The sequence below is a fragment of the Litoreibacter janthinus genome (genome assembly GCF_900111945.1).
Taxonomy (GTDB): domain Bacteria; phylum Pseudomonadota; class Alphaproteobacteria; order Rhodobacterales; family Rhodobacteraceae; genus Litoreibacter; species Litoreibacter janthinus.
In genome coordinates, this window is sequence record NZ_FOYO01000001.1 from 2,476,915 (window position 1) to 2,499,629 (window position 22,715).

Annotated in this window: 19 protein-coding genes; 11 read left to right on the top strand and 8 right to left on the bottom strand. The window is 57.4% G+C overall.

Annotation, left to right across the window (positions count from 1 at the left end):
• Positions 1-45: 45 nt before the first annotated feature.
• From BM352_RS12415 to BM352_RS12440, 6 genes are all read right to left on the bottom strand, one after another.
• Positions 46-498 (bottom strand): RDD family protein, encoded by a 453-nt coding sequence (locus tag BM352_RS12415; protein ID WP_245780983.1) that lies wholly within the window; start codon positions 496-498, stop codon positions 46-48.
• 72 nt (positions 499-570) lie between these two features.
• Entirely contained in the window at positions 571-984 is a 414-nt protein-coding gene (locus BM352_RS12420) for a DUF2852 domain-containing protein (RefSeq protein ID WP_090217266.1), read from the bottom strand.
• Positions 985-1,123: 139 nt separating this feature from the next.
• Positions 1,124-2,305, bottom strand: a complete 1,182-nt coding sequence (locus BM352_RS12425) for an ammonium transporter (RefSeq protein ID WP_090217268.1) — start codon at positions 2,303-2,305, stop codon at positions 1,124-1,126.
• 157 nt (positions 2,306-2,462) lie between these two features.
• Positions 2,463-2,933, bottom strand: a complete 471-nt coding sequence (locus BM352_RS12430; protein WP_090217271.1) for a CinA family protein — start codon at positions 2,931-2,933, stop codon at positions 2,463-2,465.
• Positions 2,926-3,414, bottom strand: a complete 489-nt coding sequence (locus BM352_RS12435) for a phosphatidylglycerophosphatase A family protein (protein WP_090217273.1) — start codon at positions 3,412-3,414, stop codon at positions 2,926-2,928. Before BM352_RS12435 ends, BM352_RS12430 begins: the two co-directional genes overlap by 8 nt.
• A 4-nt stretch (positions 3,415-3,418) precedes the next feature.
• On the bottom strand, positions 3,419-4,552 hold the full coding sequence (locus BM352_RS12440) for a bifunctional 2-C-methyl-D-erythritol 4-phosphate cytidylyltransferase/2-C-methyl-D-erythritol 2,4-cyclodiphosphate synthase (RefSeq protein ID WP_090217275.1): 1,134 nt from the start codon (positions 4,550-4,552) through the stop codon (positions 3,419-3,421).
• A 178-nt stretch (positions 4,553-4,730) separates the two neighbouring features.
• On the opposite strand from BM352_RS12440, the gene dusB reads away from it, so the two are divergent.
• The 10 genes from dusB to BM352_RS12490 all read left to right on the top strand — a co-directional run bounded on the left by dusB (position 4,731) and on the right by BM352_RS12490 (position 17,096).
• Positions 4,731-5,702 (top strand): tRNA dihydrouridine synthase DusB, encoded by a 972-nt coding sequence (dusB, locus tag BM352_RS12445; RefSeq protein WP_090220231.1) that lies wholly within the window; start codon positions 4,731-4,733, stop codon positions 5,700-5,702.
• A complete protein-coding gene (locus BM352_RS12450) occupies positions 5,699-6,775 on the top strand; it encodes a two-component system sensor histidine kinase NtrB (RefSeq protein ID WP_090217277.1) in 1,077 nt (358 codons plus the stop codon). Before dusB ends, BM352_RS12450 begins: the two co-directional genes overlap by 4 nt.
• 26 nt (positions 6,776-6,801) lie before the next feature.
• Positions 6,802-8,172 (top strand): response regulator, encoded by a 1,371-nt coding sequence (locus BM352_RS12455; RefSeq protein ID WP_090217279.1) that lies wholly within the window; start codon positions 6,802-6,804, stop codon positions 8,170-8,172.
• 98 nt (positions 8,173-8,270) lie between these two features.
• Positions 8,271-10,517, top strand: coding sequence for a sensor histidine kinase NtrY-like (locus BM352_RS12460; RefSeq protein WP_090217281.1), 2,247 nt, complete (start codon positions 8,271-8,273; stop codon positions 10,515-10,517).
• A 25-nt stretch (positions 10,518-10,542) separates the two neighbouring features.
• On the top strand, positions 10,543-11,964 hold the full coding sequence (ntrX, locus tag BM352_RS12465) for a nitrogen assimilation response regulator NtrX (protein ID WP_090217283.1): 1,422 nt from the start codon (positions 10,543-10,545) through the stop codon (positions 11,962-11,964).
• A 91-nt stretch (positions 11,965-12,055) separates the two neighbouring features.
• Positions 12,056-13,432, top strand: a complete 1,377-nt coding sequence (gene trkA / locus BM352_RS12470; RefSeq protein WP_090217285.1) for a Trk system potassium transporter TrkA — start codon at positions 12,056-12,058, stop codon at positions 13,430-13,432.
• Between the two features lie 2 nt (positions 13,433-13,434).
• Positions 13,435-14,982, top strand: a complete 1,548-nt coding sequence (locus tag BM352_RS12475) for a TrkH family potassium uptake protein (RefSeq protein WP_245780985.1) — start codon at positions 13,435-13,437, stop codon at positions 14,980-14,982.
• A gap of 137 nt (positions 14,983-15,119) precedes the next feature.
• The gene (hfq, locus tag BM352_RS12480; protein ID WP_090217286.1) at positions 15,120-15,353 is read left to right on the top strand and encodes an RNA chaperone Hfq; all 234 of its coding nucleotides are present in this window, start codon (positions 15,120-15,122) and stop codon (positions 15,351-15,353) included.
• Between the two features lie 38 nt (positions 15,354-15,391).
• A complete protein-coding gene (gene hflX, locus BM352_RS12485; protein WP_245780986.1) occupies positions 15,392-16,630 on the top strand; it encodes a GTPase HflX in 1,239 nt (412 codons plus the stop codon).
• A 58-nt stretch (positions 16,631-16,688) separates the two neighbouring features.
• On the top strand, positions 16,689-17,096 hold the full coding sequence (locus BM352_RS12490; RefSeq protein ID WP_090217291.1) for a DUF2177 family protein: 408 nt from the start codon (positions 16,689-16,691) through the stop codon (positions 17,094-17,096).
• A 117-nt stretch (positions 17,097-17,213) separates the two neighbouring features.
• Here BM352_RS12490 and BM352_RS12495 read toward each other — a convergent pair whose 3' ends face one another.
• Positions 17,214-19,682, bottom strand: a complete 2,469-nt coding sequence (locus BM352_RS12495; protein ID WP_090217293.1) for a penicillin acylase family protein — start codon at positions 19,680-19,682, stop codon at positions 17,214-17,216.
• A 98-nt stretch (positions 19,683-19,780) separates the two neighbouring features.
• Here BM352_RS12495 and BM352_RS12500 point away from each other — a divergent pair, with 98 nt between their 5' ends.
• Positions 19,781-20,656 (top strand): NAD(P)-dependent oxidoreductase, encoded by an 876-nt coding sequence (locus tag BM352_RS12500; RefSeq protein WP_090217295.1) that lies wholly within the window; start codon positions 19,781-19,783, stop codon positions 20,654-20,656.
• 298 nt (positions 20,657-20,954) lie between these two features.
• Here the strand turns inward: BM352_RS12500 and BM352_RS12505 are convergent, their stop codons facing one another.
• On the bottom strand, positions 20,955-22,646 hold the full coding sequence (locus BM352_RS12505) for a winged helix-turn-helix domain-containing tetratricopeptide repeat protein (protein ID WP_090217297.1): 1,692 nt from the start codon (positions 22,644-22,646) through the stop codon (positions 20,955-20,957).
• Between the last annotated feature and the right edge of the window lie 69 nt (positions 22,647-22,715).

A 22,715-nucleotide genomic window follows, 5' to 3' on the forward strand; every position in this document is an offset into this window, starting at 1 on the left:
ACCCGCTGCAAATTTCTTCGCACGCGGGCAGGTAAACTGGTGCGCTTAGTAACGACCGGGGGAGTTAATCGCCACAATACCAGTGAACATGTCGTGCAGGCCTTGTCCGCGCTCGCTCATCAGCATCAAGAAAACTGATGCGACTTGAGGGATGAAGAATGCGCTCGCGATCATAAAACCAATCGTGTGCATTGCGGCCTCGGAGCCGTCTAGGCGGTGGCCCTCATGGTTCCTCAGCTCAATGTTGAACAGGCGCATACCGGGCGTCGCAGAAAAGGCGCGGATCGACCCGATACGGTAGATCAACGAGACCACCAGAAACACCAAGGGGAACACGAACCAAAGAAGGAATAACGGAATACTGGCGATCACCGCAGCGATCATACCTACGAATACGGTGTCCACGACCCACGCCAACAGGCGCTTGACGCCCACACCGTCGTAGAAGGCGGGTTGAGTGAGCGGGTCGGGTAGCGCGTCATAGGTGTTGTCATTCATAGTGAAAGACATGGGGTCGTTCTCCGATTTTTGAAAGGGGCCGCGCCCCAGGTATCGGGGCGCGGTAGGGGATTAGGCGTCGTCGCTGGATTTCGCAGCGCTTGCTCGCTCGTCCATGAACGCGTCGAACTCGGATTTGTCTTTAGCTTCACGCAGACGCTCCAAGAAGGTCTCAAACGCGTGCTGCTCGTCTTCGAGGCGCTTCAGCATGTCGGCCTTGTACGAGTCAAAGGCGGTGTTTCCTGAGGTTTTGAACCCGTGGGAAGAACGATGCGCCATGGCGCGGCTGCGGCAGGAAGAGTTGAACATGCGTTTGCTCCAGATCATGTATGCAAGAAGGGCGAGGCCCACGGGCCACACGAAGATAAAGCCAAAGACCATAGCGGCGATCCAGGCGCCCTTACCGCGCTCGTCCAGCCAGGCTTCAGCCCGGGCGAACCAGCCCATGCGGGGCATCGTGTGGGTGGCTGTTGGGGTAGGGGTCATCTGTCGCTCCTTTATGTGAATGTTATTTACATTTACATATTTGGGGATTGACCGGCGCGTTTCAAGGATAATTCGTCAAAAAACGTAAAAGAGGGCGCGGTTTCCCACGCCCTCTCTGAATTCGTTGAATATTTTCGAGTTAGGAGGTCAGCTCGTAGGCCCGTTCTCCGTGAGATGACAGGTCCAAACCAGTGATTTCCTCCTCATCGGACACGCGGATCGGGAAGGCCATCTTCACCAACACAACCAAACCAACGGTCACAACAGTGGTCCATATCCCGACAACGGCCAAGCCGCCCAACTGCGCGGTCCAGCTCGCATGACCAAACACAGCCAACATAACAATGCCGAAAATACCGCCAACACCGTGAACCGCGAACACATCCAATGTGTCGTCAATCTTGATGATGTTCTTAACGACGTGGCACAGCTCTTGGCACATGACGCCTGCGACGGCGCCGATGATCATCGCCTCGATTGGTCCGACAGAGCCGGATGCAGGTGTGATCGAAGCAAGGCCAGCGATAGTCCCTGTGACCATGCCCACCAATGAAGCTTTGCCGAACCGGATCCGCTCCCAAGCAGCCCAAGTGATCGACGCCATGGCTGCCGAGATATGAGTGACAGTGATCGCCATTGCAGCACCACCGTCAGCCGCAAGTTGCGAGCCGCCGTTAAAACCGAACCAGCCAACCCACAGCATTGCAGCGCCGATCATAACCATTCCAGGATTATGCGGAGGGGTCGTCGCTTTGCGACGGGGGCCGAGGAAGAACGCCACGATCAGGGCAGCGATGCCTGCCGTTTGGTGCACGACGATGCCGCCAGCGAAGTCGTTCACCCCATCCTCAAACAGCGACCACTCGGCACCGGCCAGCAAACCACCGCCCCAAACCCAGTGGGCCACAGGCGCGTAGCAGATCAGCATCCAGAGGGACGAGAACACCATAACGAACGCGTAGCCGATCCGCTCGACATAGGCGCCAACGATAAGGGCAGGGGTGATAATCGCAAATGTCATCTGGAAGGCGAAAAACAGAACCTCGGGAATGGTCCCTGACACCGTGTCTGCCGTTATGCCGTTCAGGAAGGATTTTCCCAAGCCGCCCCAATAAGCATTGCCGTCACCGAATGCGATCGAGTAGCCCGCGACCAGCCAGAGAATGCTCATCACACAGGCAATGGAGAAACACTGCATAAAGACACTCAGCACGTTACGGGCACGCACAAGCCCCCCGTAAAACAGTGCCAAGCCCGGCAGGGTCATAAACAGCACCAAAGCTGTCGCAACGATAATCCAGGCGGTATCCGCTCCGTTCATAGGTCCATCCCTCATGTTTCTTCGTTTGGAGGCAGAAACAGGGATGGGGCCGCAATATAAAGAGGCGATGGCCGCAAACGGCGCCCAAAACCTGTGCAATCCCCAAAGTGATTAAATAATGAGCGATTAACGCGCTAAGTGCCGCAGACCTGTGCGACTATGAAACTGCGGCCCTGAGTAGTAAATCCAAGGCGTGATCGACCGTGGCGCATCGAACCTCGTGTCGTCCGAGTGCTCCGAACTGAACAGTTTCCACCTGCACGCCGGCAGATGTGGCGACACCAAAACAGACCATGCCTTCCGGCTTGAACTCTGATCCACCTGGCCCCGCAATGCCCGTCACAGACACCGCCAGCTCCACACCGGAGGCATGCAAAGCCCCAAGCGCCATTTCCCGCGCGACCTCTTCGGAGACCGCGCCATGTGCCTCAAGCAACACAGCGCTGACGCCCAACATCTCTTGCTTGGCTTGGTTGGAATAGGTGATGAACCCGCGATCCACCACGTCAGACGATCCGGCAACTTCGGTCAGCGCACCCGCGATCAACCCGCCAGTGCAGCTTTCCGCCGTGGCAATGCGCCACCCGCGCGCGCGCGCAGCCGCCAGAACCTCCGCCGCATCAGCCATGGGCGACCCAAGCGCCAAGCGCTACAACCACTGCAGCAAGCAGTCCTGCGATCACGTCATCCAGCATGACACCCAATGGGCCTTCTTGGCGATCTGCCCAGCCCACAGGGCCCGGCTTCCAGATGTCGAACAGGCGAAACGCGACAAACGCCGTCAAAACGCCGGGCCACAGCGTCCAGAATGACGCGCCAGAATGGCTAAGCCCGATTGCCACGGGCAAAAGGGCGATCCACTGGCCAACAACTTCGTCGATCACGATCTCGGACGGGTCATGATCGTCTTTGCCCTTGGTTTCCATAGCGGTGACAGCCCAGCCCAAAACGAACATCATCACCGTCAGCGCCGCCAACGCGACATAGCCACGCCATTCCACAATCCCCCAAGCCGCGATGACCGCCGCGGCAGAGCCCCACGTGCCCGGCGCAGGGCGCAGGAGCCCGACATAGAAAAAGGTCGCCCAAAATTTTGAGACGGAAAACATAGCGCTATCCCTTGATAAGCGTGGCAGTTGCCATGCAGGCGATCCCCTCGCGACGGCCAGTAAAGCCAAGCTGCTCTGAGGTCGTGGCTTTGACGCTCACGCGGTCCAGCGACAGTCGCAACAACTCGGACACTGTTTTTCGCATCGCGACGGCGTGCGGTCCGATCTTCGGTTCTTCGCAAATCAACGTGCAATCGACATTGGAGATCACGAAGCCCATATCTGCCGCCAGATCACGCGCGTGTTCCAGAAAAACGTGGCTGGCCATGCCTTTCCATTGCGGATCGCTTGGAGGAAAATGCTGGCCTATGTCGCCCTGAGCCAGCGCGCCATAAATGGCGTCTGTGATCGTGTGCAATCCCACGTCCGCGTCAGAGTGCCCTTGCAGCCCACGCCCGTGCGGCACCTTGACCCCACAGAGGATCACATGATCTCCGGGGCCAAAGCGATGCACATCAAACCCGTTGCCTACCCGTATATCCACTGCTGTCTCCATATACTGCTCGGCCCGTGCGAAATCCTCGGCTGTCGTGATTTTCATATTTCGCTCACTGCCCGCGACAATCGTCACATCCATTCCAGCCTGACGTGCAATTTCTACGTCGTCGGCCGCACCGCCGACATGCGCACGGTGCGCCGCTAAAATCTGGGGCAAATGAAAGCCTTGCGGGGTCTGCGCGCGGTAAAGGCCCGATCTGTCCTGCGTACCCGATACAAGATCGTCCTCACCGCGCCAAAGCGCGTCTGTCACCAGAAGGGCAGGGGCCGCCCCCGCGCTGTCCGTCAGCGCTGCCAGAACTCCCCTGATCACATCCGCACTTATGAGCGGGCGCGCGCCATCGTGGATCAGGACCAAGTCGAACCGTTCCTCCAGCGCCAAAAGTCCGTTCAAAACGGAGGCGTCGCGGCTGTCGCCGCCCGTCACGACCGTGACATTTGCAGGAATCCATTCAGACGGAGCGTCTTCGGGCACGACCAAAATGATTTCCGACACGTGATCGCGAAAGGCGTCACAGCTCCAGTCAATCACACGTCGACCGCCAAGCGGTTGCCATTGCTTGGCAATCTCGCCACCCGCGCGGGTGCCGCGACCTGCCGCCACGATCACGGCGGCCACTGATTTGCGGTTCTGTGTCATGGAAATTGTCTATGATGTGCGCGCGGAGAGAACAATGCCCCCTTAGCTTACGCCTATTTTTTAGGCATTTGCTATTATTGCGTCGCGTTAACTCGAAAACATGGGGCTGTAACGTTGCCAGCCATTGACTGAGGAGATAGCCAGAGGGTGCATATGCACAAGGATTAATCACTTGGCCATTCAGCTGGCAGCACTTTCCATCACCCCTCCCGTTCTACTTGCCCCTCTGGCAGGCATTACGGATCTGCCGTTCCGCAAGCTTGTCTCCCGGTTCGGCGCAGGTTTGGTGGTGTCCGAGATGGTCGCAAGTCAGGAGATGGTTCAATCCAAACCTGGCGTGCGCGAGAAAGCAGAGCTGGGTATGGAGTTTGCAAATACGTCTGTGCAACTCGCAGGACGCGAGGCACGCTGGATGGCGGAAGCGGCTCGGATGGTTGCGGCAAACGGCGCCCACATTATCGACATCAACATGGGCTGCCCTGCCAAAAAGGTGACCAACGGATATTCCGGCTCCGCGTTGCTCAAAGACCTCGATCACGCGTTAACACTCATAGAAGCTGTCGTGGACGCGGTTGATATCCCCGTGACGCTGAAAACGCGTCTTGGATGGGATGATGCCTTGATGAATGCGCCGACACTGGCGAAACGCGCCCAAGACGCGGGCATCCAGATGATCACGATCCACGGCCGCACCCGCTGCCAGTTCTATAAAGGCCACGCTGATTGGGCCGCGATCCGTGCAGTGAAAGAGGCCGTGAGCATTCCCGTCGTCGCAAACGGAGATATCCTCGATGCCACTACAGCCCGTGCGGCGCTGGATGCCTCCGGCGCGGACGGCGTAATGATCGGACGTGGTGCACAAGGCAAACCTTGGGTGCTGGCAGAGGTCGCACATGCGCTTCACGGCACGCCGTCGCCAGTCATTCCCGAGGGCCACGCCTATAACGACATGGTCGCAGGGCATTACGAAGACATGCTTGACTTCTATGGCCCTGTTCTAGGCCCGCGCGTCGCACGCAAGCATCTTGGCTGGTACATGGATGGGGCAGGGACAGCGGCCTCGATGCGCCGCGAAGTGCTGACCGAAAAATCGCCCTCGCAGGTCCTAAAGCTTCTCCCAATTGCTTTGCACGAAAGGGCTGTCGCATGACTGCCAGCTTCTTCGATACTTTGTGGACGTCACTCCCCGTGCCTGCACTGGTGATTGATGGACAAAACAAGATCGCCGAGATCAACCCTTCCGGCGAGATATTCATGAACGCCTCGGCCAAGTCGCTGCGTGGCGCGCCAGTCTGGGACAAGCTACATGTGAATGCGCCATTGGACGAGGCCGTGACCCGCGTGCGTCGCGACAGCTCGGCCCTGTTCGTCAATACGGTCGATGTAGGCTCGGGCGAGAAACCTCCGGTGCAGTGCAATGTGCAACTGACCACCATGGTGGATCGCCCCGGCTACATTCTGATCCTGATGGAGCCGCGCGAGATTGCAGAGAAGATGGGCCGCGCAATGCAATCGAAAACTGCGGCAAAATCGGCCATCGGTATGGCAGAAATGCTGGCCCATGAAATCAAAAACCCGCTCGCGGGGATCACCGGGGCCGCGCAACTTCTGAGTATGAGCCTGACCGGCGACGACATTGAGCTGACGGACCTGATCGTGGAAGAGTCCCGCCGTGTCGTGAAGCTTCTCGAGCAGGTCGAACAGTTCGGCAACCTGCGCCCCCCGATACGGCGCGCAGTCAACTTGCATGATGTGCTGGACCGCGCGCAAAAATCAGCAGCCGTCGGCTTTGCCGCGCATATGCGGATTAAGGAGAACTTTGATCCCTCCTTGCCATCAACTTTTGCTGATTCAGATCAGTTGCTACAGGTTTTCCTGAACCTGCTGAAGAACGCGGCTGAGGCATCGGACAAAAACGGCGGAACAATCGAAATCCGCACGTTTTACGAAATGTCGCTTAGGGTGGAACGACCCGACGGCAGTCGCTCCGCTGTGCCGTTGCAGATCGAGATCATAGATGACGGCCCCGGACTCCCCAACGATTTGGCCTCAGAGGTGTTCGAACCCTTCGTGTCTGGCCGAGAGAACGGAACGGGGCTGGGACTGGCACTCGTATCCAAGATCATCGCCGAGCATGACGGCTGGATTTCAGTAACATCTGCGCCCGGTCGCACGGTGTTCCGCATTTCTCTACCTGTCGCACCGAAAGAACAAGATCAATGACTTATCCGAAAGAGGAAGCGTAACCAATGGACGGCACCGTATTGGTCGCAGATGACGACCGCACCATTCGCACCGTATTGACACAGGCCCTGACGCGGGCCGGCTGCAAGGTTCATGCGACCTCTTCCCTGACGACGCTGATGCGTTGGGTGAGCGAAGGAAAGGGCGATCTCGTCATCTCCGATGTGATGATGCCGGACGGAAACGGGTTGGAAATGCTACCTGTGATCCGCGAAAAACGCCCGTCATTGCCAGTCATCATAATCTCTGCCCAGAACACGATTATGACGGCCATTCAGGCCACCGAGGCCGACGCATATGATTATTTGCCCAAGCCGTTTGACCTGCCGGATTTGATGAAACGCGCCGCCCGCGCCCTGGAGCGTAAACGCGTCGTCCCGACCACGCGCGCGCCCGACGAGCCACGCGGAGAGGGCGATGACCTGCCGCTGGTGGGCCGAACCCCCGCGATGCAGGAACTCTACCGGCTTGTGGCGCGGGTAATGAACACCGACCTTTCGGTCATGATAACGGGTGAAAGCGGAACAGGAAAAAGCCTGATTGCACGCGCGATCCACGATTTTTCGGACCGACGCAATCTGCCATTTGTCACCGCCACGCCAAATGATCTGGCTGTTATGGAAGGCCCCGCGACAATCCTGAGCCGCGCACGTGGCGGCTCGATCCTATTTGATGAGGTGTCCGATCTGGATGACGACGCGCAGGCGCGCATCGTTCGAATGCTCGACAGTCTGACCGACGACGCGCCACGTATTCTTGCGACCTCTCAACAGGACCTGATGGCAAAGATGGAAGCCGGCGCGTTCCGTCAGGATTTGTTCTATCGCTTGTGCGGCGTGACTGTGAATGTCCCGTCGCTGCGCGACCGCGTAGAAGACATACCGCTCCTGACAGAACACTTCCTGCTGAAAGCGGAACGCGATGGCGCACCTTCGCGGCGCTTCTCGAAAGAGGCGCTGGAAATGGTGCGGGCGTATAGCTGGCCCGGCAATGTCCGCCAGCTTGAAAACACGGTTCGCCGCTTGATCGTCACCGCCGCCGAGGAAGAGATCGGCCGCACGGACGTCGAAATGGTACTTGGCAACCAGCCCGAGATCGAACCTTTGATGGGCGGGGGAAGCTCCGACAAATTGTCAGCCTCCGTCGGTTCTCATCTGAGGCGCTACTTCGATTTGCATGGCGGCGTGCTACCGCCGCCCGGTCTTTATCAGCGAATTTTGCGTGAGGTGGAAATGCCGCTGATCGAAATAGCGCTGGAAGCCACAGGCGGAAATCAGGCTAAATGTGCCGATTTGCTTGGCATCAACCGCAATACCTTGAGAAAAAAGGTCACCGACCTCGATATTCGCGTGACACGCCGCCGCAAGTTGATGTAAAACCGCAACAGTCACCGTGACGATTGGGCCGCATGGACGGGTCAACGATCACATCAACAAGACGTGGCAAGGCGGTAAAAAAGCAGATGAAATCCCCTATGGGTTCCCATGGTCGCACTGCGTCTTGGGACAGGCTGAATCGGTTGCGGAAGCAACGTCGGGTGCAAAACATCGCGACGCTTGGCCTTGTGGTGCTTGGCCCTGTGCTTGCCGTGCTGACCTATTTGGGCCTCGGCCCGTTCGAATTAGACCCCACATCAAGCGGCATTCGGCTGATCCTCCTAGCGGATTTGGTTTATGTCTTGGTTGTAGCGACTTTGGTCGCCCAAAAGGTCGGCAAGATCGTCGCTTCGCGCCGCGCCAATTCCGCTGGGTCCCAGTTGCATTTGCGCCTCACAGGGGTTTTCGCACTCGTGGCGCTCATCCCTACAGTGCTGGTTGCTGTCTTCGCAGTCGTGACGCTGAATTTTGGTCTGGAAGGTTGGTTTTCCGACCGTGTGCGTAACGTGGTAGGCACTTCACTTTCAGCCGCGCAGGCCTATGAGCAAAAGCAACGCGACGACCTTAGCGACGACGCCGTGCGCCTTGCTGGCTACATGAACATCGCCAAGCAAACCACTAATTTTATTTCCGATTCCGACCTTCGACAGGTCCTGACCCAAGCCCAAGAGCAAGTGCAACGCGGCCTGAAGGAAGCATTTATCGTCGATGGCGCCGGAAATTTGAAAGCGCGTGGCAATCGATCCTACCGCTTTGATTTCGAACCGATTCCAGAAGTCGCGTTTGAGCAAGCCCAAAGCAATCGGCCCGTAGTCATCGAGGACTGGCCGAACAACGAATTCCGAGCGCTTCTGCTGCTAACGGCCTATCCGGATCGCTACCTTTATATCAGCCGCACCGTGGATGGCGAGATCCTGAGCCTTTTGGATCAAACACAAGAGACCGTTCGCTTGTATCAGCAACTTGAGAACGATCGCGGCAAGTTGCTGTTTGAATTTGGCCTGATTTACCTAGGCTTCGCGCTGATCTTGATCCTCGCCGCTATATGGCTCGGACTTTGGTTCGCTGAGCGGCTGGCGCGACCTGTGGGGCAATTGGCCAGCGCCGCACAACGTGTTGGCGCAGGTGATCTGGACGTGCAGGTGATCGAGGCCAAAAGCGGTGATGAAATCGCTCTTTTAGGTCGTCTTTTCAACCAGATGACGCGCGAACTTAAGGTCCAGCGCGAAACCCTACTTAGCAACACCGAGCAGATCGAACGCCGCCGCCGCTTGTTCGATTCCGTGCTGTCCTCTGTCACTGCGGGCGTAATTGGCCTTGATGCGGACAACAAGATCACTTTCATGAACCGCTCTGCCTTGAGACTGCTCGATTTGGAGGACGGCGAAGAGGTTGCGCATGACCTTGTGGAGGCTGTTCCGGAATTTGCCTCTCTTCTAGCCCTTCTGGCAGATACAGGCGCTGAAACCGCTCAAGAAGAGGTCAAACTCACTCGCCGCGGACAGCTTGAAAGCCTGCTGGTGAGGATCGCCACACGAACATCAGAAAACGGCAACCTCGAAGGCTACGTGCTTGCCTTTGACGATGTGTCAGAATTGGTGAGTGCACAAAAAATGGCGGCGTGGGGAGATGTCGCGCGTCGGATCGCGCATGAGATCAAGAACCCGCTGACACCAATCCAGCTCTCGGCCGAGCGACTGAAGCGCAAATTCACGCCTCTGGCCGGTGACGAACTTGAGAGCCTTGAGCAATACACCGATGTGATCATCCGCCAGACCAATGACCTACGCCGCATTGTCGATGAATTTTCCAAATTTGCGCGGATGCCAGAGCCGGAGCTTCGCGAAATCGACCTCATGAAATTGGTCCGCGACGCGGTGGTGCTCCAGCAATCTGGCCAACCCGGCGTGGAAATCACCCTTGAAAGCAGCGAGGCTGAAATCCTGTCCGAACTAGATCAAACCATGATTGGGCAGGCGCTGACCAACTTGATCAAGAATGCCGGCGAAGCCATCGAAAGCTATCAGGAAACCGGTGCACATGAAGGCCATTCGCCTGAAATCCGGCTTTCGGTCAACACGTCAGGTAAGGACGTCACCCTAACCATTTCAGACAATGGCATCGGGCTTCCGGAAGACCGTGCGCGGCTCTTCGAGCCTTACGTGACCACCCGAGCGAAGGGCACCGGCCTTGGCCTGCCAATTGTGAAGAAAATTATCGAAGAACACGGCGGCAGCCTTGTGCTGCGCGACGCCGATCCTTTTGACCACACGGGCCATCGTGGCGCAATGGCGGTTGTAAAACTGCCGCGCCTGACGGCCGCCAAACGCAAGAACGTGGCCTGACAGGCCTACTTTAAGGAGCAGAAATATGGGCGATATTCTGATCGTGGACGATGAAAGAGACATCCGGGAGTTGATCTCGGACATTCTCAAAGATGAAGGTTTCACCACCCGTCTTGCAGGCACTTCCGAGGCCTGCATGGCCGAGATCAATTCAGAGCCTCCGGCACTGATGATCCTCGACATTTGGCTCAAAGACAGTGCCATGGACGGGATCGATATCCTCAAGCATGTGAAGCGGGACAATCCAGACGTGCCGGTGGTCATAATCTCGGGTCACGGCAATATCGAGATCGCCGTCGCAGCGATCAAACAAGGGGCTTATGACTTCATCGAAAAGCCCTTCAACATTGACCAGTTGATGGTTGTCATCACCCGCGCGATGGAAACATCGCGCCTACGCCGCGAGAACAACCAGCTTAAACGTGGCGAGGTTGCGTCGGCTGAAATGATCGGCGAAAGCTCTGCCTTTAAGGGATTACAGGCCCAACTCGACAAGGTCACTGGCTCGAATGGACGCGTCATGCTCACTGGCGGTGCTGGGGCAGGGAAGGATGTGGCCGCCCACTACATTCATTCCAACTCCAACCGTGCGCACGCGCCGTTTATCACCGTTAACTGTGCCACCGTTGAGCCAGAGCGGATGGAAGAAGTCCTCTTTGGTCGCGAAAGCAAAGAGCGCGGGGTCGAACCCGGTCTGCTCGAGCAAGCACATGGCGGTATCATCTTCTTTGACGAAGTCGCTGACATGCCCTTGGGCACGCAATCCAAAATCCTGCGCGTTCTTGTGGAGCAACAATTCCAGCGTGTAGGAGGCAATGACAAAGTTCGGGTGGACTTGCGGGTGATCTCTTCAACAAATCGCGATCTGAACCAAGCAATCGGCGCGGGCACCTTCCGCGAAGAGCTGTACCACCGCCTGAATGTGGTTCCAATTGCGGTGCCCGGTCTGGAGGACAGACGCGAGGATATCCCGACACTTGCCGAGCATTTCATCGACAGCTTCAACAAGGCGCAAGGCTTGCCCCTCCGCAAACTCACCGATGATGCGATCACTTTGCTGCAAACGATGCAGTGGCCCGGCAACATCCGTCAGCTAAAGAATGTGATCGAGCGTGTGCTGATCCTTGGCCCGGACAAAGGCGACATCGAAGCTAAGGAGCTTCCTCAAAGCGAAGGTGCGCCCGAGAGTGACAGCGGTGTCAGCATCGGCGGTAATATTGCGACCCTGCCATTGCGCGAGGCGCGCGAACTATTCGAGCGTGAATACCTGATGACGCAGATTAACAGGTTTGGTGGAAACATCTCCCGCACGGCAGCTTTCGTCGGCATGGAGCGGTCAGCACTGCACCGGAAGCTAAAGTCTTTGGGCGTCGTGACCTCGAACAAGGCAGGTGCGCGGATCGCACAAGTGCAAGATGATGATATGGCAGCCACCGGCTCCGAATGACGATGCGGGCTAGACTGCGGGGCGCTATCCAATTGACCGCCTCGCGGCCATCTGCCATGGCTAAACACTCGAATGAACCGGGGTTAATCCGATGAAAGTCATCATCTGCGGAGCGGGTCAGGTCGGCTGGCAAATTGCCCGCCACCTGTCGAGCGAGAAAAACGACGTCACCGTCGTCGACAACAACCCAGAACTGGTGGCCCGCGCCACTGAAACGCTGGACGTTCAGGGAATTACCGGTTTTGCCAGTTACCCGGACGTGCTGGATCGGGCTGGCGCACGCGATGCGGATATGATTATCGCAGCGACCCATTCAGACGAGGTTAATATGGTCACCTGTCAGGTGGCACACTCGGCATTTTCGGTTCCTCGAAAAATCGCGCGGCTTCGGTCGCAAAGCTATCTCACGGCGATCTATTCCGACCTCTACCGACGCGACCACATGCCGATCGATGTCGTGATCAGCCCTGAAAAGGAAGTGGCGGAGGCCGCATTGCAACGGCTTGCAGATCCGGCAGCGTTCGACACTGAAAGCTTCCTGTCCGGCCAAGCTCAGCTTTTGGGCATTCAGCTTGAAGAAGACTGCCCTGTTCTCAACACCCCGTTGCGGCAGCTAACAGAACTGTTCTCAACCCTGCGTGCGGTGGTCGTGGGTGTTAGACGCGAAGGATCGATGTTCGCACCTGATCCAGGTGATCAGCTGTTTGATGGCGATCAGGTCTATGTTTGCGCCCACCGTGAAGATGTTCCGCGGGCGATGGAGATATTTGGTAAAACCCAATCCAAACAGGAACGTGTAGTGATTATCGGCGGCGGCAATGTCGGCCTTGCCGTGGCACAGGCGCTCGAAGCGCGCACCGACCGCATTCGCTGCAAAGTTATCGAGAAAAGCCGCACGATCGCAGAACGGGCCGCCAACGCACTGGAGCGGACAATCGTGCTTCACGGTGACGGTCTAAGCGCCGACCTCTTGGCCGAGGCGAATATCTCGCGCGCTGACGCGGTGCTTTGTGTCACAGATGATGATAAGACCAATTTGCTGGCCGCCGTGCGCGCCAAGGCCGAAGGCTGCCCGATGGCAATCGCTTTGGTGAACGACCCGACCTTGGTTCCGTTGATGGAGCCGTTAAATGTCGACGCTTACATCAACCCGCGCGCGACCACCGTGTCATCGATCCTGCGCCACATCCGTCACGGGCGCGTGCGACAGATCTATTCCATCGGCGACGCTGAGGCCGAGGTGATTGAAGCGCAAGTTCTGTCCACGTCACCAATCTCGGGGCAGCGCATACGCGACATCAGCTTCCCGGAAGGCGTGTTGGTCGGAGCTATCCAAAAGGGCTCCAAAGTTGTGCGGCCCGAAGGCGGCACACGCGTTGAGGAAGGCGATATCATCGTGATCTTCGCGCTGACCGCCGACGTCCCAGAGGTCGAGCGGCTGTTGCAGGTCTCGGTCGACTTCTTCTGATCATGATGCAGGGTCCTCCAGCCTCGAAACTCCCTGTGGTGCTTCGGTTGCCCTTGGTTGTGCAGTTGATGGGGACAGGGGCCGTTGCCATGCTAATCCCTGCGATCCACGCTTTGGCCCTTGGCCAGCACCGTGTGGCGCAACCGTTCTTCTACGGCGCCATCCTGTTTGGCGTGTTGGCAGTGCTAGTCGGGCTTGCGACGTATCAACAGCCGGTGCGTAACGTCGCGCGCAGCCAGTTGCTAACATTGGTGGCGACCTATCTGGTGCTGCCCGTGATGCTCGCGATCCCGCTTCACGAAGCGCGGCCGTCAATGTCATTCTTCAATGCCTATTTTGAAATGGTCTCAAGCATCACCACAACAGGCGCGTCGATCCTTGATACACCGCGCATTGTGCCTGACCCGATCCATCTTTGGCGCGGCGTGGTTGGCTGGATGGGTGGCTTTCTCGTGATCCTGTCCGCCGTGGCGGTTCTGGCCCCGATGACATTGGGTGGGTTTGAAGTTATGCGCCCCACTGCGTCAAGTGGTGGACGACCCGGTTCTGGTGCGCAGCTTGCCAAAGCGACAGAGCCAAACCTGCGTATCGCGCGATACACAGCAAAAATTCTGCCCATTTACGTGTCCTTCACTCTGGTGATATGGCTGCTTCAGGTGACCAGCGGCACCGGAAGCTTTCACGGCTTGATGATCGCGCTGGCGACCATGTCCACGAGTGGCATCCTGCCGCTCAAATCAATGGTCGATATGGGGATTTCAATCCCCGCAGAGGTGGTGATCTTTGCCTTCCTGATCCTTGCAGTGACGCGGCAGGTAATCTCGCTGCCTTTCGACAAGCACTATTTTCCCAGCCTCAGAAATGACCCCGAGATGCGGGTGGCGCTGTCCTTCGTCATCATCGTACCGCTGGTCCTCTGGTTCCGCCATTTCATCGGTGCGATTGAAGTGAACGAAGAGGCTGACGTGCTGGCGTCCTTAAAGGCATACTGGGGGGCGACCTTCACCGTATTTTCATTCCTGACAACCACTGGCTTCGTCTCCACTGATTGGGAGGCTGCGCGGGATTGGTCGGCGCTCCCGACTCCGGGTCTGGTTCTGGCCGGCCTTGCTATCATGGGCGGGGGCGTTGCCACGACCGCTGGCGGCGTCAAATTGCTTCGGTTCTATGCGCTCTACAAACACGGGTTGCGCGAGATGGAGCGGCTTGTTCACCCGTCTTCGGTCGGCGGAGGGGGGCGAATTGGGCGCGGGATGCGTCGGGAAGGCGCATTCATCGCGTGGATATTTTTCATGCTGTTCGCCCTGTCGATTGCCGGTGTTGTTGTGGCTCTGGCCTTTGCGGGGCTTCGCTTCGACGAAGCGGTGATCTTTGCGATCTCGGCGCTGTCAACCACAGGTCCTTTGGTCAATGTCGCTCTGGATAACGGCGCCAACTACGCGGATCTTGGCACAGAGGCCAAAGCCATTCTAATCGGCGCCATGGTATTGGGGCGGATGGAGACGCTCGCAATCATCGCCTTGTTCAACCCTGACTTCTGGCGACGATAGGCGTAAACCTGCGGGAAAACCTCTATTTCGGGGCTGGACCTCAAATAAATCCCAAGACATACTGCGAATTCATCAGGGACAGTGTGTCAAATTCATTGGCACTCGCACAGCAAGCGCAAGAAAAAAGGCAATAAAAAATGGCCGCTGATAAGCAAAACCTTCAAGATGCATTTCTGAATAATGTCCGGAAAACGAAGATTCCGGTGACGATCTTTTTGATCAACGGCGTCAAATTGCAGGGCGTCATCACTTGGTTTGATAACTTCTGTGTCTTGCTACGTCGTGATGGTCAGTCGCAGCTGGTCTATAAGCATGCGATCTCTACGATTATGCCATCGCAGCCCATCAACCTTTATGACGGTGAAGAGTAATTCTTGAAACCGAAGAGGCTGGCCTCACCCGCGCTTGGGTGATCCACCCCGACATCAAAGATATAAAGGCACGCAGGCTTCCGAGCTTTGCACTGTCTGAGGCTGTCTCGCTTGCAGACGCCTTGCCCGGACTTGAAGTCGCGGGCTCTGAGATTGTGCCTTTGCCAAAGGTCAAAGCAGGCACACTGTTTGGCACTGGCAAGATTGCCGAGTTGAAGACCCGCCTGAAAGAGGCCGAGGTCGAGCTGGTCCTGATCGACGGCCCTGTCTCTCCGGTGCAGCAGCGCAATCTGGAAAAGGAATGGGGTGTCAAAATCCTCGACCGCACCGGCCTGATCCTTGAAATCTTTTCCGACCGTGCGGCGACACGCGAAGGTGTGTTGCAGGTTGAACTGGCCGCCCTCAGCTATCAGCGCACGCGTCTGGTTCGCGCTTGGACACACTTGGAGCGCCAACGCGGTGGTTTGGGATTTGTTGGCGGGCCAGGGGAGACCCAGATCGAGGCCGACCGCCGCGCCATCGACGACGCCATCGTACGCATCCGCCGCCAGCTAGAGAAAACCGTCAAAACCCGCGAATTGCACCGCGCCGCGCGCGCAAAGGTGCCGTATCCGGTTGTGGCGCTTGTTGGCTATACCAACGCAGGCAAGTCCACGTTGTTCAACCGGCTGACGGGCGCAGAGGTGTTCGTTAAGGACATGCTCTTTGCCACGCTGGATCCAACCATGCGTTCGGTCGAGTTGCCGGACGGGCTAGAAATTATAATGTCCGACACTGTGGGATTCATCTCGGACCTGCCAACCCAGCTTGTCGCGGCCTTCCGCGCAACATTGGAAGAGGTGCTGAGCGCTGATCTGGTGCTTCATGTCCGCGATATTTCGCATCCTGAATCTGAAGGACAGGCGCGAGATGTTCGGCTGATCATGGCTGATTTGGGCGTCGACAAAGATGTGCCGGTGCTGGAGGTCTGGAACAAGTCCGACCAGCTGAGCGCGGACGCGTTGGAAACGGCGACGAACAAGGCAGACCGCAACGACCAGATCTTCCTGACCTCTGCCATCAGCGGTGCCGGCATCGATACGCTGCTTGATGCAGTATCCACATTGCTGCGAGCGGGTTCCACCACAGAGATCCTTGAACTTGGCTTCGCTGACGGCAAAGCGCGCGCTTGGCTGTTCGGGCAAGAGGTTGTCGACAGCGAGGAGCAGACCGAAACCGGCTTCAAGCTTACAGTCACGTGGAATGCGACCCAAAAAGGCCAGTTCGAAAAGCTCTGACCGTCGCCTTGAGCAAATCGCGGCCTATATGCGTGTATAACGCAAGAGGAGCATTCCCATGACCGGCACGTATCTAATCCTATACGGAAGCACGTTCGCCATCTTTCTGGCCCTTGATTACGTAGGACTCAGCTATTTAATCAAGCCCACCTTCGAGCGATATATACCCGATCTGCTGCTAGATCAGCCGCGCTTCGGTCCGGCCCTCATGTTCTATGCCTTCTACATCATCGGCCTTTTGTGGTTCGTCTCGGTGCCTGCGCTCTCAGGCGACAAATCCCTGCTATGGGTCTTTGGATCGGCCGCGTTCTTGGGCGCGCTCGGGTACGGCACATATGAGTTCACGTCGCTTGCGGTGATGAAAGGTTGGAGTTGGACGATGGTTGCCACCGACCTGATATGGGGAACTGTTCTGACGGGCGTTTCGGCAACAGCAGGTGTGGCACTTACCCGAGCCTTTACATAGCGCAGGGATTAAGGCCGCATCGGCAATCGTCACGGCCATTGTTGAATAGGGGTGAAAGAGCAACTTGACGAGGCTGACCGCTCTGTCCAAGCCGCCACTGCGCGAGACGCCCTTTGGCTATTCGCCCGATGGCACCAGCGTAATCGTTCCGACGGCCCCTGCGCGCGCAAGCTCCGGGTCCAGTGACATCGGGATATATTCCCCGCGACGCCACAGCACGCCCAGATCATCGTAATGTCGCGACAACGGGTGACCAGATTGGCCAGTCGACATTACGAAAAGAGAACTATCGGGATCACCGAAATCATAGACCCCGCGATAGCCTGCTGCGTGGACGTTCTGGAACGGTTCAGGGCCTTTTCCAGAAGTTCGGCCGCGGAGCAACGTGTTGTCACCACCAGAAGTGGATTGGCGAATATTCACAAAGACCGACAGCAGTGGGACGCTGCCCAGAACTTGGTGGTCATGGGTCGCCTCATGGGCGTCGCCCCACCGCCAGCTTTCGATGGCCGTGCCGTATTTCTCACTCAGCCAGACAAGGGCGTCATCCAGCGCCTGACGGGAGATGTCGGTGCAGGTCTCGACCGGTGCAGATTGCAGAACGTCACACCACACCGCAGCGTTGTCTGCGTTACGGAACACGCGCTCGATGAATAATGGCTCCACATGGGTGAATTCGGTTTCAAGCGGGCCCAGCTCATCGCGGATCAGGCGCGACTGAAGCGCACGTAGCCATGCGGCGTAGATCAACGGCTCTGGCAAGTGTTCGGACATCTCGCCATTCCACTGCGCCATGAGTTCCAGCGCACGCTGACGTTGCCGCTCTGGCGTGCCTTCCGGTGCGGCTTCGCCGGTGAACCACAAGTCGGCGGCAATTAGCGGCAACAACGACCGCGCGGTGAAGGAAACCGTATCCAGTTGCGCTTCGACGAAGCTGTCGCGCGTGTGGACCTGACGGTTCAGCATCAGCCGCCGCCAGCGCTGCACGCGCTGCGTATCGCCATAGGTATAGCTTACGTGGTCGGGGAAGGGGCGCTCGATGACCTTGTTGTTGGTGTTCCCCAGAATGCCCCCCGCTGGGCGCTGAAATTCTGGGTTCGATGCATAGGGCATAACCCCCAACCAGCGATTCTGAGCGAGCCAGCCGGGCGATGGAATCCGCCCCTGCGATTGATGCGCGGGGTTTCGGCGTGGGATATGGCCGATTGTTTTCAACGCGATCCCGTTCTGATCCACAATCGTCAGGTTCTGGGCAGGCGCGATATACTCGGCAGCGGCGGCAATCACTTCTTCCGCGCTGCTCGCCCGCATCAGTCGCAAAGCCGCTTGGATCGATGTGTCCTTGTCCGTGAGCAAAGTCCAGCTTAAGGCGGCCTCATGCCCCAGAGGAGTGATCGTACCAAGATTGTAATGCGTATCGGGAAGAATTGGTCCGTTGTCGGTCCACCGCAAGGTAAGTGTTTGCGACTGCGCATCTTTGATCTCGATAATCGACTGTGCGGTTTTGAACGGCTTGTAGCCGTCCGGCGTCAGGTATTCCTCTGGGTTGTCGGGGTTCAGCTTTTCGATCAGCACATCCTGATCATCCACATAGGCCGTGGTCAGCCCCCAGCCGACCTTGTCGGATCGGCCCGTCAGAACCACCGGCATTCCCGGAATGGTGCCACCGATTACCCCACCCGAGGACAAATCCAACCGCGCCAGATACCAGATCGACGGGGCCGACAAACCCAAATGCGGGTCGTTTGCCAGCAAGGTTCCGCCTGCGGCAGACCGCTCCGGTGCCGCCGCGAAAGCGTTTGAGGCACCTGCAAGCCCGTGTTCAGGGAACGGGGATAGCGGGTCTTTTGGCGCGCTGGTGTTGGCGGCATAGCGCGGCAGATCAAGGCCCTGCATCAAACCCGCATAATCCAGCGCAGCAATTCCAGGCCCCGGGGTGTCCGGCAACAAATCACGCAGGCGCTCGGTTGGAAGCAACAACGACGCACGCGCCCGAATGACCTCTTCCTCAAGATGGCCGGAAAGTTGCAGGCCCATGATCTTGATGACAGCAATGCTATCCGCAGGCTGCCAAGGGGCGATCTGCGGCGAGAAAACAAAAAACTCCGGTGCGCCGCGTCCCAAAGCGTCTTGGTTCACCGTGCGCAGCCACGCGTTCACGCCCGCACTGTAAGCCTCCAAGGCGGCAATTGTATCGGCGTCCTGTGCCGACAGCGAGCGTTGCGCGAGACCGTAGAGATCAAGCCTGCGGATAAGCTTGTCGATATTGAGAGTCCGTTCCCCGAACAACTCGCTCAGCCGCCCTTGGGCCGTGCGCCGCAACATGGTCATCTGCCAAAGGCGGTCCTGCGCATGCGCAAATCCTAGTCCGAAATAGACGTCCTCATCCGCATCAGCGAAAATATGCGGGACACCGGAATTGTTGCGGATGATCTCAACCTGACCGGAAATAGCGGGCACCGTGTAGTCGGCGTTGTAATCCACCAAAGACCGCGAGGCGAGGTAATACACCGCCATCAGCGCCAGCCCAGCCAGCGCCGAAAGCAGCATAAAAAGCCGCAAAGACCATTTGAAAACCAGACCCATCGCACCACCTTGCTGACGCCGCGCTATTGACGCCTCAGCCCCTGTCGTTACATCGGTTAGCAGGCATAATCAAACAGTTGAAATGGGAGGGCCGCACCATGGCCAAAGTGAGTTTTCTGGGATTGGGCGTCATGGGCTACCCGATGGCTGGGCATTTGGTGAAAGCTGGCCACGAGGTCACCGTTTACAACAGAACAGCCGCCAAAGCCGAAAAATGGGCGGCCGAGCATGGGGGCCCGTTTGCCAACACGCCGCGCGAGGCGGCTAAAGGCGCCGATTTCGTGATGGCATGTGTTGGCAATGATGACGACTTGCGGTCCGTCTGTTTGGGCGATGACGGGGCGTTCGCTGGTATGTCTGCTGGCACGATTTTCGTAGACCACACCACTGTGTCCGCAAAAGTGACACGTGAACTTTATGCTGAGGCAGATGCCAAACAGATCAGCTTTGTCGATGCGCCTGTCTCCGGCGGCCAAGCCGGGGCCGAGAACGGTCAACTCGGCGTTATGTGCGGCGGCGACCAAGGTGCTTATGACCGTGCAGAGCCAATTATCGACGCCTACGCCAAGGCCTGCAAACGTCTGGGAGAGAACGGGGCAGGGCAGTTGACCAAAATGGTCAACCAGATCTGCATCGCTGGTCTGGTGCAGGGTCTGTCCGAGGCGCTGCATTTCGCCGATAAAGCCGGATTGGACGGGAAAGCCGTGGTTGAGGTCATCTCCCAAGGCGCCGCAGGATCGTGGCAAATGTCAAACCGCTACGAGACCATGATCGACGACGAGTTCAACCACGGTTTCGCGGTAGACTGGATGCGCAAGGATCTGGGGATTTGCCTCGATACCGCCAACGAGAACGGCGCATCGCTGCCCGTGACGGCGTTGGTCGATCAATTCTACAAGGACGTCCAAAAAATTGGCGGCGGGCGTTGGGATACATCGTCGCTGATCAAGAGGCTCAGGGCGCTGGACGGGTAAGAATTTTCATGTTGCAGCAAGGGCACCGCCTCGTGGGTGGTGTCCGCTATGCGGACCTTCAACGAAGCTTCAGGTCCTGCACTGCAGCTTCCCCTAAGCGGACATTGAACTCCAGCCATGCCAAAGCACCGATCAGAGGGCTGCAACGCGGTACAAAGCTGCCAATCAAAAAAATGAGCCAAGGTCTGCAAACGGCGCTTATGGTCGTTGCACCATTGTTGAGAAGCTAAATCGGAACTGAAAAGCACCTTTATTCCAACAGGAAAGACCGTGCTGGTGATGGCAACTTCTTACCAAATCAATCTATTCCGACCAACCGATAGGACGCTTCCAAGTGGGATCGAAGGGCGGGATCGCTTTCTATTGCGGATTGCATCAACGCCGCTAGAGAAACTTCGTGGCCTAGGATCGCGTATTCTTCAGCGGCCCATTCTGCATCCTCGATACGATCCAGCCGGGCCAGCACGGCGATTTGGTTTCTCAGGCAATAGGGACTGTTTGTCATCTGTGATAGGCATACCCGCACGGTTTCCAGCGCGCTTTCGTACTGCTTGAGATGGAACTGAGCGTTGGCCAGTCCAAGGTGGTACCAAAAAGGTGGTTGAGGGTGGGTGGCAATGACACTTTTCAGGATCGTCGCACCGTCCTCCAAATTGCCTGACATCGCCGTTACGATGGCGAAATAGGCGCGCGGATCATCGTTTGCAGGTTGCAGTGACATTGCCTGACGCAGATGGGTCAACGCAGTCTGTGTGTCGCCGGACTCGGCAATGGAATGAAGCCGCCCAAGCGCGTAATGCGCGAACCACAGCCCCTCATCCAGCCGAAGCGCCTCTTTGGCAAAATAGAACGCCTTGTCCTCGTCCGCGCTGGATAAAACGACCCAGTTGTTTTCCATACGGATGGCAAAGGTTGACGCAAGCTCAGCATAGGCGCGCGCATAATTGGGGTCGCGGGCGATTGCCTGGCGCAAATGACGCTCAGCGGTAAGGCTGCCTTCGTAGGTGAAGGTGCTAAGCTCCTGTCGCGCATGCATGACTTCTTGGAAGGCGATGGGATCATCCGTGTCTTTGAGCGCCAGACGTTGCTGGTCTCGTGCATTTAGTTCGATGGACATCGCGCCAACCAGCGCCTCGGGTAAAGTGTCGCGAAATCCCATCAACCCCGCGCGCGTACCTTCGTATCGGTCTGCCCAAAGCGTCGTACCGTCTGACCCGTCTATCAGTCGCAACGAAAGAGCGATGGCCCCACTGTCTTCGCGGACATCTCCTTTGACCAAATAGCGTACGTCTAACGAGCGTGCGAGCGCAACGGGGCCTTGCGCTGTATCGGCAACAAGTGAGACCTGCCCCCTAGAGATCAATTTGATTGCAGAGATTTCAGCCAGATGTATTTCGAGATCATCCGACAAGCCGCTGGCGAGGAATCTGTCGCTGTCGGAGTTGACTCCGAATGGAAGGATTGCAATCGCCTCGCGCAGGCTATCAACCGCAGTACCGTTGGAGGCTGAACTGACGTCAATTGCAGTGTCGTCTCGCACTAAAATCCAAGCAATGATGGCAGCAACCGAGACCATAGCTGCAACGAACAGAACGCCACCTTTCCCATGCAGAGACGGCGGCTCGAATTTTGTTTCTTCCGACTGAGCAGCGGCTTGCGCCTTAACAATGACGTTAAGCCTATAGCCTTGTTTCGGGTAGGTTTGTACGATTTCGAAGGCGTTGTCTTTCAGCGCCTTTCGGATATCAGCGATGCATCTTGCGATGCTTTCGTCCGTCGCTACGGTTCCCGGCCATACAAGCTCTGACAACTGGTCCTTACTCAGAACGCGGCCCCGATAGGCCAAAAGCTCGGCAAACATACTCAGCGCTTTGGCGCGAAGTGGAATTCGATGACCTGCGGCGTCAAGCAATTCACCCTCACGCCAAACGTAATCCTCCAATCCCAAACGAAGGCGCATTTCAGAGCTGGTCGCAACGTCTTGGATCATAGCTGAACAGGTCTCCAACTTTTACGATATGACACTTTCGGCAGATTTCAGAGAAAATTCAAATGTTCT

Excerpts from the sequence above, each read along its gene's own strand:
- BM352_RS12415 (WP_245780983.1), bottom strand. The coding sequence starts at position 498 with ATGAATGACAACACCTATGACGCGCTACCCGACCCGCTCACTCAACCC.
- BM352_RS12420 (WP_090217266.1), bottom strand. The coding sequence starts at position 984 with ATGACCCCTACCCCAACAGCCACCCACACGATGCCCCGCATGGGCTGG.
- BM352_RS12425 (WP_090217268.1), bottom strand. The coding sequence starts at position 2,305 with ATGAACGGAGCGGATACCGCCTGGATTATCGTTGCGACAGCTTTGGTG.
- BM352_RS12430 (WP_090217271.1), bottom strand. The coding sequence starts at position 2,933 with ATGGCTGATGCGGCGGAGGTTCTGGCGGCTGCGCGCGCGCGCGGGTGG.
- BM352_RS12435 (WP_090217273.1), bottom strand. The coding sequence starts at position 3,414 with ATGTTTTCCGTCTCAAAATTTTGGGCGACCTTTTTCTATGTCGGGCTC.
- BM352_RS12440 (WP_090217275.1), bottom strand. The coding sequence starts at position 4,552 with ATGACACAGAACCGCAAATCAGTGGCCGCCGTGATCGTGGCGGCAGGT.
- BM352_RS12450 (WP_090217277.1), top strand. The coding sequence starts at position 5,699 with ATGACTGCCAGCTTCTTCGATACTTTGTGGACGTCACTCCCCGTGCCT.
- BM352_RS12455 (WP_090217279.1), top strand. The coding sequence starts at position 6,802 with ATGGACGGCACCGTATTGGTCGCAGATGACGACCGCACCATTCGCACC.
- BM352_RS12460 (WP_090217281.1), top strand. The coding sequence starts at position 8,271 with ATGGGTTCCCATGGTCGCACTGCGTCTTGGGACAGGCTGAATCGGTTG.
- ntrX (WP_090217283.1), top strand. The coding sequence starts at position 10,543 with ATGGGCGATATTCTGATCGTGGACGATGAAAGAGACATCCGGGAGTTG.
- trkA (WP_090217285.1), top strand. The coding sequence starts at position 12,056 with ATGAAAGTCATCATCTGCGGAGCGGGTCAGGTCGGCTGGCAAATTGCC.
- BM352_RS12475 (WP_245780985.1), top strand. The coding sequence starts at position 13,435 with ATGATGCAGGGTCCTCCAGCCTCGAAACTCCCTGTGGTGCTTCGGTTG.
- hfq (WP_090217286.1), top strand. The coding sequence starts at position 15,120 with ATGGCCGCTGATAAGCAAAACCTTCAAGATGCATTTCTGAATAATGTC.
- BM352_RS12490 (WP_090217291.1), top strand. The coding sequence starts at position 16,689 with ATGACCGGCACGTATCTAATCCTATACGGAAGCACGTTCGCCATCTTT.
- BM352_RS12495 (WP_090217293.1), bottom strand. The coding sequence starts at position 19,682 with ATGGGTCTGGTTTTCAAATGGTCTTTGCGGCTTTTTATGCTGCTTTCG.
- BM352_RS12500 (WP_090217295.1), top strand. The coding sequence starts at position 19,781 with ATGGCCAAAGTGAGTTTTCTGGGATTGGGCGTCATGGGCTACCCGATG.
- BM352_RS12505 (WP_090217297.1), bottom strand. The coding sequence starts at position 22,646 with ATGATCCAAGACGTTGCGACCAGCTCTGAAATGCGCCTTCGTTTGGGA.